The organism is Zavarzinia marina (assembly GCF_021568905.1).
GTDB lineage: Bacteria > Pseudomonadota > Alphaproteobacteria > Zavarziniales > Zavarziniaceae > Zavarzinia > Zavarzinia marina.
This window is the reverse complement of record NZ_JAKGSB010000010.1, coordinates 11979-28230: the sequence shown is the minus strand read 5'-3', so window position 1 is coordinate 28230 and position 16252 is coordinate 11979. Positions and strand designations below refer to the sequence as shown.

Below are 16252 nucleotides of genomic sequence, written 5' to 3'. Positions count from 1 at the left end.
GTCACCCCGCCTTGGCGGTCACGGTGCGCAGGACGTCGGGATAGGAAGGCGCCGGGCCGATGCTGTTCCGTTCCCGCAGCACCCTGTGCATGCGGGGCAGGTGATACCAGGCGGCGGAGGGCATCAGGTGGTGTTCCAGGTGATAGTTCACATGGATTGGCGCCACCGTCAGCCGGGCCAGGATGCCGGCCCGCGTCGTCCGCGTGTTGCGCAGGGGGTGGTCGCTCATCTCGGTGCAGGCGTGTTCCGCCAGGGCCCGAATGCGGATGAACAGGCTGTAGGTGGTCATATAGGCGGCGATCCAGACCCAATAGGTCCAGCCCGCGCCGAATGCCCACAAGACGAGGGCGAGGGCGGCATTGGTCGCCAGCATCGGCCCCATGTTGCGCAAGCCTTCCGCCGCGTAGGAGGCGATGCTGCGGCCGTTCCGCGGGACCAGCCGGGCGCCGCCGGAGACCGTATAGGTCAGGGCGCCGATATCCATGAGAAAGAGGCCGAGCACGCGTTTCAGCGCCGTCCGCCCGATCAGGTCGCGGACGATCTTCCGGCGCAGCGACTTCCGCGTGGTCGGGAAGGGGGCGACCAGGGAGAGATCGGGGTCGAGATCGGAATTGGTATGGGAATGGTGCTGGATGTGGTGGCGGCGATAGCGTTTCACATCGTTCCAGACCAGCCGCGCGCAGAGCCAGTCGGCGACGATGTCGTTCAGCACGCGGGTCTTGAACAGGCTGTAATGCGCGCCTTCATGCATCAGGATCGACAGTGCCAATTGCCGCCCGCCCAGCACGATCAGGCCGAGCAGCACGGTCAGCGGATGGGGCCAGATCGCCATCACGGCGAAGCTCGCGGCGATCAGCGCCCAGGTGCCGCCGACCGCCCACCAGCCGGCCAGGTCCGACTTGGCCGAGAAACGGCGGATCTCGTCACGACTGAAGGCGTCGTTCAGACGAAAGGCGGTGGACATGCGTCTTCCCTCATGGGTCGGGCTGAATGGCCCTTGTCGTTTCGGCCATGATACACCAGCCCGCGCGCCTTGTCGCAAGGACCGGGATCAGGCGAGGAGCGAGGCAGCGATCGGAACGACGGCGCCCGCCTGGATCAGGCAGGCCCGGCGATAGAGGGCGAGGGCGCGGCGGATGTCGGCGGCCCCGCATTCGGCTCTTCCGTCGCCCATCCAATGGTCGTCGCTCCAGGCGTCGCCATAGCGTTTCGGGCCGTTCAGGCGCAGCCCCAGGGCGCCGGCCATGGCGGCTTCGGGCCAGCCGGCATTGGGCGAGCGGTGGTGCCGGGCATCCCGGAAGACGGCGCGGAAGGCGGCGGCGAAACCGGCCGGGCCGGCGGCGAGCGCCAGCCACAGGCCGGCGAGGCGGGATGCCGGCAGGTTCACCAGATCGTCCAGCCGGGCGGCGGCCCAGCCGAAGTGGCGGTAGCGGTCGTTGCGATGCCCGATCATGCTGTCGGCGGTATTGATCGCCTTATAGGCGGCGATGCCCGGCAGGCCGGCGATGCCGCACCAGAAGGCGGGGGCGACGATCCCGTCCGAGAAATTCTCCGCCAGGCTTTCGATCGCGGCACGGGCGACGCCCGCTTCGTCGAGCACGCTGGTATCGCGGCCGACGATCATGGAAACCGCCTGGCGCCCGGCCGGAAGCCCGTCGGTTTCGAGGGACTGGGCGACGGCGGCGACATGGTCGTGCAGGCTGCGCTGGGCGATCAGGCTCGAGGCCATCAGGGCCAGCAGGGGCAGGGCGATCCAGACCGGCAGCAGACGAAACGCCGCGATCTGGAGCGCCAGCGCGGGCAGCGCCACGGTCGCGACGACGAGGATGATGGTGGCAACGCCATTGAGCCTGCGGCGCCGGTTCGGCATGGTCGGGCGGTTCGCGGCTTGTTCGAATCGCGCGATCAGACCGCCGATCCACATCACCGGATGGCCGATCCGCGCCAGCAGCACCGGGGGATAGCCGACGGCGGCCTCGATCCCGAGGGCGGCCAGCAACAGGAGGGGGAGGAGGTCGAACATCATGGATGCCGGCACCGCTAGCATGAAACAGCCCGCCGCGTCAGGGATTTCGGTGTCGGACCCATTGGCGGTCCACGGCGGGCGTCTGGCCGCCGCACGGGCGCGTTTCCCGATGGCGCCCACGCCCTGGCTGGATCTGTCGACCGGCATCAATCCGGATGCCTATCCGATCGGCGACCTCCCGCCCGAAGTCTTCACCCGCCTGCCCGAACCCGGCGATTGCGCCCGCCTCGAAGCCGTCGCCGCCGAAGCCTATGGCGTCGCCGATCCCGCCCTGGTGATGGCCGCGCCCGGCACCCAGATCCTGATCGAGATCCTGCCTCATCTGGTGACCCCCGGCCGCGTCGCCGTCCTCGGCCCGACCTATGGCGGCCATGGTCCGGCCTGGGCCCGGGCCGGCCATCGCGTCCGCCCGGTCGAGACCCTGGCGGCGCTGGAGACGGCGGATTACGCCGTTCTGGTCAATCCCAACAATCCCGACGGGCGGGTGATCCCGGCCGCCGATCTCGCCGCGCTGGCGGCACGGATGGCGGCGCGGGGCGGCCTCCTCGTGGTGGACGAAGCCTTCGCCGATCTGGAGCCGGGGGTGAGCGTCGCGCCCTTCCTGCCCCTGGGCGGGCTCGTGGTGCTGCGCTCCTTCGGCAAGACCTATGGGCTTGCGGGGCTGCGTCTCGGCTTCGCGCTGTCGTCGCCGGACATGATCGCGGGGCTGCGGGCCAGCTTCGGCGACTGGGCGGTCTCCGGGCCCGCCATCGCCGTCGGCATACGGGCGCTGGCGGACGGGCGCTGGCGCCTCGGCGCCATGGCGCGGGCCGGCGAACGGGCGGCGCGGCTGGATGCGCTGATGACGGCGGCGGGCTTCACCCTGATCGGCGGCTGCCGCCTGTTCCGCCTGTTCGCCCGTGACGATGCCGGCGCCTGGTTCCAGCGTTTCGCCGAGGCCGGCATCCTGACCCGGCCGTTTCCGTTCCGGCCCGACTGGCTGCGCCTCGGCGTGCCGGGGAACGACGATGGTTTCGCGCGGCTGGCGGGGGTTCTGTCATGACCCGGCCGCCCGTCTTCGACGATACTTTCCGCGCCCGTTTCGAGGATCTGCTGCGCTGGCGCCGCGACGTGCGGCGCTTTCGCCGCGCGCCGCTGGCGCCCGGTCTCCTGATGCGTCTCCTCGAACTCGCCGATCTCGCGCCTTCGGTCGGCAACAGCCAGCCGTGGCGCTTCGTCACCGTGGACGATCCTGATCGTCGGGAACGCATCCGCGCCAATTTCCGCCGCGCCAACGCCGATGCCCTGGCCGATTACGCGGGCGAGAAGGCGGCGCTCTATGCCCGCCTGAAACTCTCGGGACTGGAAGAGGCGCCGGTGCATCTGGCGGTCTTCGCCGACATGGCGCCGCCGCAGGGTCACGGTCTCGGCCGGCGCACCATGCCCGAGACGATCGAGCATTCGGCGACGACGGCGGTGCATACCCTGTGGCTGGCGGCCAGGGCCCATGACGTCGGCCTGGGCTGGGTGTCGATTCTCGACCCCGATACGGTGAACGCCGATCTCGACTGCGATCCCGACTGGCATCTGATCGCCTATCTCTGCATCGGCTATCCGGTGGAGGAACACGAGGACGCGGAACTGGAACGCCACGGCTGGCAGGCGCGAACGCCCCTGTCGGACCGGCTTCTGCGCCGGTGAGCCGCAACGCCATTGACACGAAGCCCCGGCCGCGCTTCAACTGCGCCATCTTTGGCGGTTCCCCCATGGGATTCAAAGGGAACACGGAAGGCGTTCGCGCCCGACCGTGGCTGTCCCCGCAACTGTGAGCGGCGAGCCCGTACCAGACGTCACTGATCCCCGATGGGGTCGGGAAGACGGTACAGGGCCATAACCCGCGAGCCAGGAGACCTGCCGCCAGGGGCATCACTCTACCGAAGGCCGGGCGAGCCTGCGGTAGCGGGCCAACCGCTGCGGTGATGCGTCACGGACGTTGTCGCGGCGGGCTTTCCTTCCAGCCACGAATCCAGGCGCTTGTTCCGCCTGCGGCGATGTCCTCGGTCAGCCAGGGGCGCGCGGCGCCGCGGGAGGTTTGGGGCATGGTTCGGTCGAAGGCATTTCTTCTCGTCACGGCGTCCGCCGTGGCCGTCGCCGGCGCGGCACAGGCCGAAGAGTCGGTGATGCTGCCCATGGTTTCGGTGACCGCCAATCGGGGCGATGCCACGCCGTTGACCGAAGTGGGCAGCACCGTCACCGTGCTGACCGGCGAGATGCTGGAAGCGAAACAGATCCGCCGCGTCTCCGACGCGCTGAAACTGGTGCCCGGCGTTTCCGTCACCCGCACCGGCACCACGGGCGGCCTGACCGGCGTCAGCATTCGCGGCGCCGAGACCAACCAGACCCTGGTCATGATCGACGGCGTGGTGGTCAACGACCCGGCCGCCGACAGCAGCGTCGATTTCGCCCATATCCTGACCGCCGACATCGAACGCATCGAAGTGCTGCGCGGGCCGCAGTCGGCGCTCTATGGCTCCGATGCCGTCGGCGGCGTCGTCAACATCGTAACCAAGCGCGGTACCGGCAAACCCTCCGTCTCCCTCAGCGCCGAGGGCGGCAGCCGGGGCACCGCCGCCGGCAGTTTCTCGTTCAACGCAGGGGGCGAGCAATACAGCATCCTCGCCGGCGTCGCCGGGGGCGTGACCTCCGGCTTCTCCTCCGCCTCCGAGGCCCGGGGTGCCACCGAGCGGGACGGCTACAACAGCGGCACGGCCTATCTGAAGGCGTCCTTCGATCCGCTGCCGGAGCTGGGCTTCGACCTTGTCGCCCGCGCCACCGAATTCCGCCGCGAGGGCGACGAAGGCTTCGGCATCGAACCGGGCACCGGCATCAGCATCACCCTGGACGATCCGGCGGGCGGCGAGGGCCGGCAATCCTTCCTGCGCGGCCAGACCCGCTTTTCCCTGCTGGACGGCCATTGGACCCATCGCCTGGGCATCAGCCGCGCGGACAGCGACGTCGACTATTACGGCGACATCGCGGGCGGCACGCCGACCTTCACCACGCGGGGCACCACCACCCGCTACGACTATCAGACCGACTACAGCTTCGAGACACCGTCCCTGGCCGATGCCACCCACACCATCACGCTCGCGGCCGAGCGACGGGAAGACGACGCCCGGATCTGGAGCGCCTTCGGCTCCTACCTCGAAACCTCGATGGATCAGGACGGTTACACGGGGCAATATCAGGTCAGCCTGTTCGATGCCCTGTCCCTGACCGCCGCCGTCCGCCACGACGAGAACGACCGTTTCGAGGATGCCGACACCTATCGCCTGACGGCGGCCTATTTCGTCGATGCCTGGGGCACCAAGTTCCATGTTTCCCAGGGCACGGGCGTGAAGAACCCGACGCTCCTCGAACTGCACGGCTACAGCAATACCTTCATCGGCAATCCGGACCTGAAGCCCGAATCCGCACGGGGCTTCGACGTCGGCGTCGATCAGGCGCTGTGGGACGACCGGGTGATGGTGGGGGTGACCTATTTCCGCCAGTCGATCACGGATCTGATCAGCAGCGAGTCGGTGGCGCCAGGGGTTTCGCGGCCGATCAATCTGGCCGGTACCTCCAAGATCCGGGGCATCGAATTCGAGGCGACGGTGGAACCGGTGACGGGCCTCACGCTGCGCGGCACCTATACCTATATGGATACGGAAGACGCGGCCGGTGTCGAACTGGTGCGCCGGCCCGCCCATGCGGGCAGTGTCGACGTCACCTATCGCTTCCTCGACGATCGTGCGCTCGCCAATATCGGCGTCGTCTGCCAGGGCGAGTTCACCGACCGGGTGTTCGACAGCAGCTTCGCCAGCCGCAATGTCGACATGGACGGCTATACGGTCGTGAACGCGGCCGCGTCCTTCGACCTGACGGAGAATTTCCAGCTCTACGGCCGCGTCGACAATCTGTTCGACGAGGATTACGAGAACGTCTATTCCTTCGGCAGCGACGGGCGGCTCGCCGTTGCCGGCGTGAAGGCGACGTTCTGACATGGGGCGCGGCGCCTTCCTCGGCCTGGTTCTCGCGGCGGCGCTCGCGCTGCCGGCGGCCGGGCGCGCCGAAAGCGCGGGGGAAGCGCCGCGCCGCATCGTCTCCATCAACCTCTGCGCCGACGAACTGCTGCTGCAGCTCGCCGATCGCGCCCAGGTCGTCTCCATCTCCTTTCTGTCGCGGGATCCGGGCGGTTCCAACGTCGCGGCACTGGCGGCGGACGTGCCGGTGAACCACGGCCTGGCGGAAGAGATCATCGCGGCCGAACCGGACCTGATCCTGGCCGGGCGCTATACGACGCGGCCGACCGTCGCCCTTCTGAAACGCGTCGGCCTGCCGGTCGTCGAACTGGAGGCGCCGGTGACCATCGAGGCGGTGAAGCGCCAGATCCTGGACGTCGCCGCCCTGCTCGGCCACCCGGAGCGGGGGGCGGCGATGGTCGCGGATCTTGACGCCCGCCTCGCCGCGATCGAGCCGGCGCCCCGGCCCGTGCGCGCCCTGGTGCTGCGGCCGAATGGTTTCACCGTCGGCGACGGTTCGCTGGTCGATACGCTGATGCGCCGGGCCGGGCTGGTCAACCTGGGGGCCGATCCGGCGCTCGCCACCTATCGCGAACTGCCGATGGAAGCCCTGGTCCGGGCCCGCCCCGATCTCGTCATCCTGGACGAGGAAGAGGCGCCGGCCCCCGCCCTTGCCTATGAGGTGCTGCGCCATCCGGTGCTGCGCCATCTGCCCTGGCGGATGACGGCGGCCAGCCTGCCGTCGCGCCTCTGGACCTGCGCCGGGCCGTCGATCGCCGATGCCGTCGAAACCCTTGCCGTCGCCGGGCGCAAGGTGGCGCCGCCGGTCCTGGCCGCCGCACCCGTGCCCGTGCCCGTGTCCCCGGACGTGCCGTGATCCGTGAAGTTTCCTATGGCGGCCTGATCGCCGTCCTCGTGCTGCTGGTCGCCGGGCTTTCCGCCGCTTCGGTGGCGATCGGCTATGCGCCCTTCGATCTTCAGGCCGGGTTCGCCGATCTGCTGGCGGGGCGTGACACGCTCTCCGCCCTGATCCTGGCCGAACTGCGCCTGCCGCGTGCCGCCATGGGGGTGATGACCGGCTTCACCCTGGGGCTTGCCGGCGCCGCCATGCAGGGCCTGCTGCGCAATCCCCTGGCGGAGCCGGGGGTGATCGGTGTTTCCGGGGCCGCCGCCTTCGGGGCCGTGCTGGTGTTCTATTCGGGCCTGGCCGGGGCCTTCACCCTGGCGCTGCCGATGGGCGGCATCACCGGGGCGCTGCTCGCCACCATTCTGCTCTATGCCATGGTCGGACGGGGCGCGGGGACGACCACCCTGATCCTGGCGGGCGTCGCCATATCGGCCTTCACCGGGGCCCTGACCGCGCTCGCCCTCAATCTTTCGCCCAACCCTTACGCGGTGGTCGAGATCACCTTCTGGCTCATGGGGTCGCTGACCGATCGCAGCATGGACCATGTCCTGCTGGCGCTGCCGCTGATGGCGGTGGGCTGGGCCCTGCTGCTGTCCTCGGCGCGGGCATTGGACGGGCTGTCGCTGGGCGACGATACCGCCGCGTCGCTCGGCTTCGATCTGAAGCGGCTGCGCCTGAAACTGGTCGGCGGCACGGCGCTGTCGGTCGGGGCGGCGGTGGCAGTGACCGGGGCGATCGGCTTCGTCGGCCTCGTCGTGCCCCATGTGCTGCGGCCCTTCGTCGGCCATCGGCCCGGCCGCCTGCTGTTCGCCAGCGGGCTGGGCGGGGCCGTCCTGCTGCTCATGGCCGATATCGCCGTCCGCCTGATCGCGATTCAGCCGGAATTGAAGCTCGGCGTGGTCACGGCCGTCGTCGGCGCGCCCTTCCTGTTCTCCCTGATCTGGCGCCTGCGCCGGGAGGGGGCGTGATGCGGCTTTCCGCCGAGAACCTGACCTGCCGCGCGGGCGATGCCACCATCCTCGCCGGTGTCGATCTCGCCTTCGGTACCGGCGAGATGGTCGGCCTGATCGGGCCCAATGGGGCTGGCAAGACCACGCTGCTGCGCCATTTGGCCGGGCTGGCGGTGCCGGCGGCCGGCGCGGTCCATTACGACGGCCAGACCCTGAAGGCGGTGGGGCGGCCCGCGCTCGCCCGGCGCCTCGCCTATCTGGCGCAGGATGCCGATGCCCATTGGCCGATCCGGGTCGATCAGCTCGTCCGCCTCGGCCGGCTGCCGCATCGCCGGCCCCTCGGCGGCGAGACGGCGGCAGACCGGGCGGCGGTCGAACGGGCGCTCACGGCGACCGAATGCCTGCATCTGGTGACACGGCGCTTCGATACGCTTTCGGGCGGGGAAAGGCTCCGCGTGCTGCTGGCCCGCGCCCTGGCGGTCGAGGCGCGGATGCTGCTGGCGGACGAGCCGGTCGCCGCCCTCGATCCCTATCACCAGCTCCAGACCATGGAGCTGCTGCAGGGGGTGGCGCGGGACGGGGCCGGCGTCGTCGTCGTGCTGCACGATCTGACGCTGGCGGCGCGCTTCTGCGACCGTCTGGTGCTGCTGTCGGGCGGGCGGGTGCTGGCCGCCGGCGCCCCGGCCGAGGTCCTGTCCGACGGCCATCTGTCCGAGGCCTATCACATCGAGGCCCTGCGCGGCGGCACGGGGGGCGAGGCCCATGTGATTCCCTGGCGGCGACTTTCTGCGAAGCCCGAATAGTGCTTCCGGCGGCGGCGGGTGGACGCCCCACCGCGCCACCACTATGGTTCGAGCTTGCTCGCCATCACGGTTGCCCAGGAGTTCCCGGCATGAAGACCAAAGCGGTCCTGACCCAAGTCGACGTCGACACCATCCTCGCCGCCGCGCGCGCCGAAGCCACGAACAACGGTTGGGCCGTGACGATCGCCGTGGTCGACGACGGCGGCCATCTGATGGGTCTGTCGCGCTTCGACGGCGCGCCGACCTTCTCCGCCGACGTCGCCCGAGAAAAGGCCCGCACCGCCGCTCTCGGCCGGCGCGAAAGCAAGGCCTTCGAGGACATGATCAACGGTGGCCGGGTCTCCTTCCTCTCGGCCCCGGGGCTGGCCGGCCTGCTCGAGGGCGGCGTGCCCGTGATGGTGGACGGCGAATGCGCCGGCGCCGTCGGCGTTTCGGGCGTCAAGTCGGTCGAGGACGCGCAGATCGCCAAGGCCGGCATCGCCGCCCTCGGCCTCTGATCCGGAGATCCGCCCATGACCGCCCGCGTCGCCCGCAACCGTCTCCAGGTCGCCGAGGAACTGGCGCGCTTCATCGAGGACGAGGCGCTGCCCGGCACCGGCATCACCGCCGACGCCTTCTGGGCCGGCTTCGACGCCATGGCCCACGACCTCGCGCCGAAGAACCATGCGCTGCTGTCGATCCGCCACGACATGCAGGTGAAGATCGACATGTGGCACCGCGACCGCGGCGTCAGCGATCCCTCGGCCTATAGGGAATATCTGGGCGGCATCGGCTATCTGGTGGCGGAGCCGGAACCCTTCACCATCGAGACCTCGAAGATCGACACCGAGATCGCCGCCCAGGCCGGGCCCCAGCTCGTGGTGCCGGTGATGAACGCGCGCTATGCCCTCAATGCGGTCAACGCCCGCTGGGGCAGTCTCTACGACGCGCTCTACGGCACCGACGCGATCCCGGCGGACGGCGGGGCGGAGAAGGGCACGGGCTACAATCCCGCCCGGGGCGAGAAGGTGATCGCCTTCGCCCGCGACGTGCTGGACCTGGCGGCGCCGCTCGCCGGCGGCAGCCATGGCGATGCGCGCGGCTATTCGATCGAGGGCGGCGTGCTGACCGCGATCATGGGCGACGGCGCCATCGGCCTTGCCGATCCGTCGCAATTCGTCGGCTATGTCGGCGACATGGCCGATCCCTCGGCGATCCTGATCGCCAACAACGGCCTTCATATCGAGATCCAGATCGACCGCGATCATCCCATCGGCAAGACCGATCCCGCCGGGATCAAGGATCTTCTGATGGAAGCGGCCCTGACCACCATCATGGACTGCGAGGATTCGGTCGCGGCCGTCGATGCCGAGGACAAGGTGGTCGCCTATGGTCACTGGCTGGGCCTGATGAAGGGCACCCTGACCGAAGAGGTGAGCAAGGGCGGGCGCAGCTTCACCCGCGCGATGAACCCGGATCGCACCTATACCGATCCCCAAGGCGGCAGTTTCGCCCTGCCGGGCCGGTCCCTGATGTTCGTCCGCAACGTCGGCCATCTCATGACCAATCCGGCGATCCTGCTGGAAGACGGCAGCGAGATCCCCGAGGGCATCATGGATGCGGCGGTCACGGTCATGATCGCGAAGCACGACCTGCTGGGCACGGGCATGCGCCGCAATTCCCGCGCCGGTTCCGTCTATATCGTGAAGCCGAAGATGCACGGGCCGGACGAAGTCGCCTTCGCCGACGAGCTTTTCGCGCGCGCCGAGGACATCGCGGGGCTGGAGCGTTACACGGTCAAGCTCGGCATCATGGACGAGGAACGCCGCACGACCCTGAACCTCATGGCCTGCATCGAGGCGGCGAAACATCGCGTCGCCTTCATCAACACCGGCTTCCTGGACCGCACGGGCGACGAGATCCACACCTCGATGGAGGCAGGCCCCATGGTGCGGAAGGGCGCCATGAAGGGCATGGACTGGATCGCCGCCTACGAGAAGAACAACGTCCAGACCGGGCTGGCCTGCGGCTTGCGCGGCAAGGCCCAGATCGGCAAGGGCATGTGGGCCATGCCGGACCTGATGGCCGAAATGCTGAAGCAGAAGATCGGGCACCCCAAGGCGGGCGCCAATACCGCCTGGGTGCCGTCGCCGACCGCCGCCACCCTGCATGCGCTGCACTACCACGAAGTCGACGTCTTCGCGGTCCAGGCCGGGCTCGAATCCGAGCCCAAGGTCGATTACACCGATGCGCTGCTGACCATCCCCGTCGCCAAGGACACCAATTGGTCGCCGGAAGAGGTGCAGGCGGAACTGGACAACAATGCCCAGGGCATCCTCGGCTATGTCGTGCGCTGGATCGACCAGGGCGTGGGCTGTTCCAAGGTGCCGGACATCAACGACGTCGGCCTGATGGAAGACCGCGCTACGCTGCGCATCTCCAGCCAGCACATGGCGAACTGGCTCTATCACGGCGTCGTCACCGAGAAACAGGTGATGGAGACCTTCCGCCGCATGGCCGCCGTGGTCGACGGCCAGAACGCGGGCGATCCGCTCTACAAGCCGATGGTGCCGGCCTATGAGGCGTCGGTCGCCTTCCAGGCCGCCGTCGACCTGGTGCTCATGGGCCGTGAACAGCCGAGCGGCTATACCGAGCCCCTGCTGCACAAATGGCGCCTCGTCGCCAAGGCGGGGTGAGGGGCGGGAGGTGGGCCGCGCGCCTCAGCCCGCGGCCCCGACCTTCCGCTTGGTCGCGGGCGATTTCGCCAGATAGTCGAGGGCGATTGCCGTGTCGGCTTCCTTTTCGGGATCATAGCCCGGCATCAGGAAACGCCAGCTTCCGCCCAGCAGATCGGCGGCGGTCGGGATCAGGTTGCGCTTCGCCGCCCGGCGCCATTCGCGGAAGAAACCGGGGGTCTTGGCGATCGAGGGATCCTGCCGCATCAGATACTGGGTGGAACGGATCCAGTACCAGGTCAGCATGGGCACGATGAAACCCATGACCAGCAGGCGGTTGGTCAGCGGCGCCCCGGTGAGGTGCTTGTAGAGATCGAAGGCGACGGCGCGGTGCTCCACCTCTTCGGCGCCGTGCCAGCGCAGCAGGTCCATCATGGCCGGATCGTGGGGCAGCTTGTCGAGCTCCCGGTTCTCCAGGATGAAACGCCCGAGAATACAGGTGAAATGTTCGCCGGCGGCGATCACGCCGACCCGGGTGCCGAGCCACCATTTGTCGAGGCCGAGACGCCTGGTCGGCAGCAGGCCGAACACCCGCGCGGGATTGCCCAGGGCGAAATCGATCAGGCGCTGGGTCCGCGCGATCCCGGCGCCGATGTCCATGCCCTTCTCCTTGAAGACGTCGGCCACCGGGCGGTGGGCACCGCCGTGGATCGCTTCCTGGCGCATGAAGGCGATGACGTCGTCGCGCAGCTTGTCGTCGGTGACCTGGGGCAGGGCATCCTTGAACACCTGGCAGAACCAGGCTTCGACGATGGGCAGCAGGATATGGGTCGAATTGGCGAGATGGGAGACGAAGGCCTCGCCCTCGATCCATTGCGGATCGGTCTTCGACCAGTCGAAGGCGACCTTGCGGGGCTTGATCTTGTGCGGGGTCGTCATGGCTCTTCCCTCACTTCGGCATCAGGTCGGCGCGGGCGATCATGCGCATGAGACCGGGCGAGACACGCCCGATCAGGTCGAAGGCGACGGCCTCCATCCCGGTGCGGGCGACGGCGCGGTCTTCCTCGATCGCGGCAACGATGTCGGCGGCGACCGCTTCGGCGGTCAGGGCACGCCGTGCATAGAGGCGGGACGCGCTGGCCCGCTTGCGGGCCTGTTCGTCCTCGCTGGCGCCGACGAAACGGGTGCGGTCGGTGATGCCGGTGTCGATCAGGCCGGGGCAGATGGTGGAGACGCCGATGCCCTGGCCCGACAGTTCGGCGCGCAGGCAGGCGCTCATCATCATCACCGCCGCCTTGGTCGCGGCATAGGCGGACATGCCGCGCGCCGGCGTATAGGCCGCGGCCGAGGCGACGTTCACCACATGGCCCGGCACGCGGGCCGCCACCATGCGCTTCGCGAACAGGCGCGCGCCATGGATGACACCCCAGAGGTTCACGTTGAGCACGCGGCGCCAGTCTTCCTCCGTGGTGTCGAGGAAATCGCCGGCCATGCCGATGCCGGCATTGTTGACGACGATGTCGACGATGCCGACCTTCTCGTCGATGAAGGCGGCCAGCGCCTCCATCGCGGTCAGATCGGCGACGTCGACCTGGCGGACATGGGCATCGACGCCGATCAGGCGCGCCAGGGTCGCGGTGCGTTCCGCCGCCTCCAGATCGATGTCGGTGACGACGACGTCGGCGCCCTTCTCGGCGAGGGCGAGCGCGGTGGCGCGGCCGATGCCGCTGCCCGCCCCGGTGATCAGGGCGAGGCGGCCGGCGAAGGGCCCGGCGTCGCCGCGGTGGCGGGCGGCGCGGCGCCGGCCCTGGGCCAGGGCGGCATCGTCCACGCCGGTCTCGACATGGGTGACGAAGCGGCGGATCCGCCCGGCCAACAGGGCGGGATCGCGGAGCGGCAGCCAATGGCCGCTGGCCACCTCCTCGCGCATCAGATGGGGCACGTAATCGCAGAGGTCGTCGAAGACGGCGGGACCGACGAAGGGGTCGTCGGCCGGCACCAGCAACTGCACCGGCACCTCGATCCGCTGGCGTTTCGGGTGCATCATGCGCTCGCGGAAATTTGCGCGGTAGAGATTGATGCCGTTCAGGCTGTCGCGAAGCTGGCCGGGACGGGCCTCGATCTCGATGCCGTCGGTGCGCTTCAGCAGGCGGGGCCAGAGGCGGGCGGCGCCGGCGCGCCAGACCAGGGGCGCGAAGGCCGGAACATGGAACGCCATGACGTACCAGGAGCGCATCAACTGGTTCAGCATGGGCGGCAGCGCGCCGAGCTTCTGCGCGCGCAGGCGATCGCTCATGGCACCGAAGGCGAGGTCGAGCGACGGCCCGGAGACCGAGGTATAGGAGGCGATGCGCTGGCGGGTGCGGGGATCGACCAGGGCCTGCCAGCCCTGGATGGAACCCCAGTCGTGGCCGACCAGATGGACCTTGCCCGCCGGCGCCTCCTGGTCGAGGACCGAGGCGAGATCGGCCATCAGCCGGTCGAGGTGATAGCCCCGCGTCGAGGCGGGCGCCGTGGACTCGCCGGCGCCGCGCACGTCATAGGTGATGACCCGATGATCGGCGGCGAGATCGGCGACGACGCCGTCCCACACCGTGCTGTCGTCCGGATAGCCGTGGATCAGTACGACGGTGGGGGCGCCTTCGGGCCCGCCGGCATGGCCGTGCAGCGTGACTTCGCCGCTGGCGACGTGGAAGGGCATCATGGTCAGGCGGCCTTTCGTGCCGTCTTGCGGGCGTTCCAGCGCCGCACGTGGGGCAGATCGTCGTCGAGCCAGCGGGCGCGGCCCTCGGCGTCGATGACCAGCAGTTCCTCGAATTTGGCGCCGACGTCGCGAAAGCCGAGATGCGGTTCGACCGCCCAGAGGCCCGGCACCGGCGGATGGTCGGAGCGTTCGGCGCTGGACCACAGCGGCGACCAGCCCTCGGCCCGGCCCTGGGCCACCTGGCGGCGCAACTCGCGGACCGAGCGCAGGCCGAAACGGGCGATGCCGAGGCCGGAGGGCTTGCCGGGCAGCACTTCGACGCGATGCGCCAGCACATTGTAGGGATAGGCCTTGTGGCGCGGCTCGACGCCCTGGCGCCGGCACAGCGCGTCGACGGCGCGGGAAACCTCGGCCATGGTGGCGCCCTGATTCAGGCGATCGACGATCAGGGCGCGATGGGCCTGCAGGTCGTCCATCAACTGTTCGGCCACCGGGTTTTCGCCGAGCGCGCCGGAATAGCCGATGTCGGCCACCGCCGCCTCGACGACGGGGGCGCAGTCCAGGATGAAGGCCATGCCTTCCTCGAGGCGGCGGCCGCCGGGAAAGAACGCCGGGTTGAAGCCGCGCAGCGCCGTCCAGGCGATGGGGCCGCGAAAGGCGGTGCGGTCGCCGAACCAGGCGAAGGGCTGGTGGAACCATTCGTTCACGCCATTGTCGCGGGCGTAGGTATCCATCAGTTTCGCCGCTTCGCGCTCGGTCATGCCGGGGCGAAGCTCGGCCGCCGCGGCCTCTGCGGCGGCATAGGCGAGATGCTGCGCCTTGCGGAAGGCGTCGAGGCGGGTCGCCTCGTCGGGAACGGTCATGCCAGGGGCTCCGGATCGAGATGGGCGGACTTGAGGTTGGCGACGAAGCCGTCGACCAGGGCGTTGAATTCGCGCGCGACCACCGGCGCCGCCAGGGTCTTCAACAGCCAGGGCACGGCCACCTTGACGGTGCCGGCGATGGTCATCTCCAGCGAGGTGGCGTCGGTGCCTTCGGGCGAAAGGGCGATTCGGCCGCCGATACTGGCATTGCCGATACCCTTCACCGGCTCGAAGCGCAGGCGCCCGGACGTCCGCTCGATGGTGAAGCGGGTGGCGAAATCGACGGGCATGCGGTAGGCGGCGGGGCCGATGGGCGCCAGGTGCCAGTGGAAATGATCCGGCGCCACGGCGACGAGATTGTCGAGGGCGGGAAAATGCGCGAGGGTCGCCGGCAGATCGTCCAGCAGGGCGAGCATGCGGCCGTAGTCGGCCGGGATCACCTCTCGGCGGGCACGGTGAATGTCGACGGCAATGGCCATGACGCGCGTTTCCTGATGCGGTACTTATTACTCTGGGGTAAGTTACTGGTGAGTAATGTCATGTCAACGGCTTTTCGAGAGGCGCCGTGATCAAGGAGGAGAGCGTGAGAAGCCGGCCGCAGCGCCGCGTGCCGCGCGCGGAACGCGAGGCGCAGATGCTGAAGGCGGCGGCCGGCCTGTTCGCCACCCAGGGCTATCACGCCACCTCGATGGATGATGTGGCGGCGGCCTGCGGCGTGACCAAGCCCATGGTCTATTCCTATTTCGGCTCCAAGGACGGCTTGATCACCGCCCTTCTCGAACGGACCGGCAACCGCCTGCTCACCGTCCTCGCGGCCCAGGTGGGGGAAACGGATCCGGCCGCCCGCCTCCGTGCCACGGTGCGCGCCCTGATCGGCGAACTCTATGCCGAGACGGCGAATTGGCAGGTGGTGCTGACGGCGGTGCGCGGCGATGGCCCCGTGGCCGAAAAGGCGCGCGGCTATCGTTCCGCCCTGATCCAGTTGAGCCTGATCACCCTCGCCGAACTGCGGGTACCGCCGATGCCCGACGCGGTCGCGCGGCGCATCGTCGGCGCCTATGCCTATGCCCTGCTGGGCGCCGCCGAGGCCGGTTCCGAATGGTGGCTGCGAACGCCGGGCGTCAGTCGTGAAGAGACGATCGCGACCGCCCTGAAGGTGGTCGACGCCTTCATCGATCTCTGCCGCAAGGATCTGGCCGTGGCCGCCCAGAATCGTCGTCCCGGCGAAGGCCGGGATCTTCCGACGGAAGAGGCGCCTTCACCGTCATGAGGTCCCGGACTCCGCCGGGATGATGCAGGAGG

At 69.2% G+C, this 16252-nt stretch carries 15 protein-coding genes and 1 riboswitch; of the genes, 9 read left to right on the top strand and 6 right to left on the bottom strand.

All coding sequences use genetic code 11. The features are described from left to right. Position 1: 1 nt before the first annotated feature. Positions 2-964, bottom strand: a complete 963-nt coding sequence (locus tag L2U69_RS18485; RefSeq protein WP_236108608.1) for a fatty acid desaturase family protein — start codon at positions 962-964, stop codon at positions 2-4. Positions 965-1051: 87 nt separating this feature from the next. Next, positions 1052-2026: an adenosylcobinamide-phosphate synthase CbiB gene (gene cbiB / locus L2U69_RS18480; protein WP_236108607.1), complete on the bottom strand. Its 975-nt coding sequence runs from the start codon at positions 2024-2026 to the stop codon at positions 1052-1054. Between cbiB and cobD the strand changes: the two genes are divergently transcribed. The 8 genes from cobD to L2U69_RS18440 all read left to right on the top strand — a co-directional run bounded on the left by cobD (position 2025) and on the right by L2U69_RS18440 (position 11404). After that, positions 2025-3068: a threonine-phosphate decarboxylase CobD gene (cobD, locus tag L2U69_RS18475; protein ID WP_236108606.1), complete on the top strand. Its 1044-nt coding sequence runs from the start codon at positions 2025-2027 to the stop codon at positions 3066-3068. The genes cbiB and cobD overlap by 2 nt on opposite strands. After that, positions 3065-3706 (top strand): 5,6-dimethylbenzimidazole synthase, encoded by a 642-nt coding sequence (gene bluB / locus L2U69_RS18470; RefSeq protein ID WP_236108605.1) that lies wholly within the window; start codon positions 3065-3067, stop codon positions 3704-3706. The genes cobD and bluB overlap by 4 nt, the downstream gene beginning before the upstream one ends. A gap of 38 nt (positions 3707-3744) precedes the next feature. Further along, positions 3745-3938: riboswitch (cobalamin riboswitch) on the top strand. Positions 3939-4104: 166 nt separating this feature from the next. Continuing rightward, positions 4105-6048, top strand: coding sequence for a TonB-dependent receptor plug domain-containing protein (locus L2U69_RS18465; protein ID WP_236108604.1), 1944 nt, complete (start codon positions 4105-4107; stop codon positions 6046-6048). Between the two features lies 1 nt (position 6049). Beyond that, entirely contained in the window at positions 6050-6946 is an 897-nt protein-coding gene (locus tag L2U69_RS18460) for an ABC transporter substrate-binding protein (RefSeq protein WP_236108603.1), read from the top strand. Beyond that, on the top strand, positions 6943-7944 hold the full coding sequence (locus tag L2U69_RS18455; RefSeq protein WP_236108602.1) for a FecCD family ABC transporter permease: 1002 nt from the start codon (positions 6943-6945) through the stop codon (positions 7942-7944). Before L2U69_RS18460 ends, L2U69_RS18455 begins: the two co-directional genes overlap by 4 nt. After that, positions 7944-8729, top strand: coding sequence for an ABC transporter ATP-binding protein (locus L2U69_RS18450; RefSeq protein WP_236108601.1), 786 nt, complete (start codon positions 7944-7946; stop codon positions 8727-8729). Before L2U69_RS18455 ends, L2U69_RS18450 begins: the two co-directional genes overlap by 1 nt. A gap of 89 nt (positions 8730-8818) precedes the next feature. Beyond that, positions 8819-9226 carry a GlcG/HbpS family heme-binding protein gene (locus L2U69_RS18445; RefSeq protein WP_236108600.1) on the top strand — a complete coding sequence of 136 codons (408 nt, stop codon included), beginning with the start codon at positions 8819-8821 and terminating at the stop codon, positions 9224-9226. 15 nt (positions 9227-9241) lie between these two features. After that, on the top strand, positions 9242-11404 hold the full coding sequence (locus L2U69_RS18440; RefSeq protein WP_236108599.1) for a malate synthase G: 2163 nt from the start codon (positions 9242-9244) through the stop codon (positions 11402-11404). Positions 11405-11428: 24 nt separating this feature from the next. On the opposite strand, the gene L2U69_RS18435 is transcribed toward L2U69_RS18440, so the two are convergent. From L2U69_RS18435 to L2U69_RS18420, 4 genes are read right to left on the bottom strand one after another with little or no spacing between them, the layout of a single operon-like run. Then, on the bottom strand, positions 11429-12322 hold the full coding sequence (locus tag L2U69_RS18435; RefSeq protein ID WP_236108598.1) for a metal-dependent hydrolase: 894 nt from the start codon (positions 12320-12322) through the stop codon (positions 11429-11431). Between the two features lie 10 nt (positions 12323-12332). Then, positions 12333-14087: an SDR family oxidoreductase gene (locus tag L2U69_RS18430; protein WP_236108597.1), complete on the bottom strand. Its 1755-nt coding sequence runs from the start codon at positions 14085-14087 to the stop codon at positions 12333-12335. 2 nt (positions 14088-14089) lie between these two features. Beyond that, the gene (locus L2U69_RS18425) at positions 14090-14950 is read right to left on the bottom strand and encodes a M24 family metallopeptidase (RefSeq protein ID WP_236108596.1); all 861 of its coding nucleotides are present in this window, start codon (positions 14948-14950) and stop codon (positions 14090-14092) included. Next, positions 14947-15429 carry an SRPBCC family protein gene (locus L2U69_RS18420; protein WP_236108595.1) on the bottom strand — a complete coding sequence of 161 codons (483 nt, stop codon included), beginning with the start codon at positions 15427-15429 and terminating at the stop codon, positions 14947-14949. The genes L2U69_RS18425 and L2U69_RS18420 overlap by 4 nt, the downstream gene beginning before the upstream one ends. A gap of 104 nt (positions 15430-15533) precedes the next feature. Between L2U69_RS18420 and L2U69_RS18415 the strand changes: the two genes are divergently transcribed. Continuing rightward, complete coding sequence (locus L2U69_RS18415) at positions 15534-16220, top strand: TetR/AcrR family transcriptional regulator (RefSeq protein WP_236108594.1); 687 nt, start codon at positions 15534-15536, stop codon at positions 16218-16220. The last annotated feature ends 32 nt before the right edge of the window (positions 16221-16252 follow it).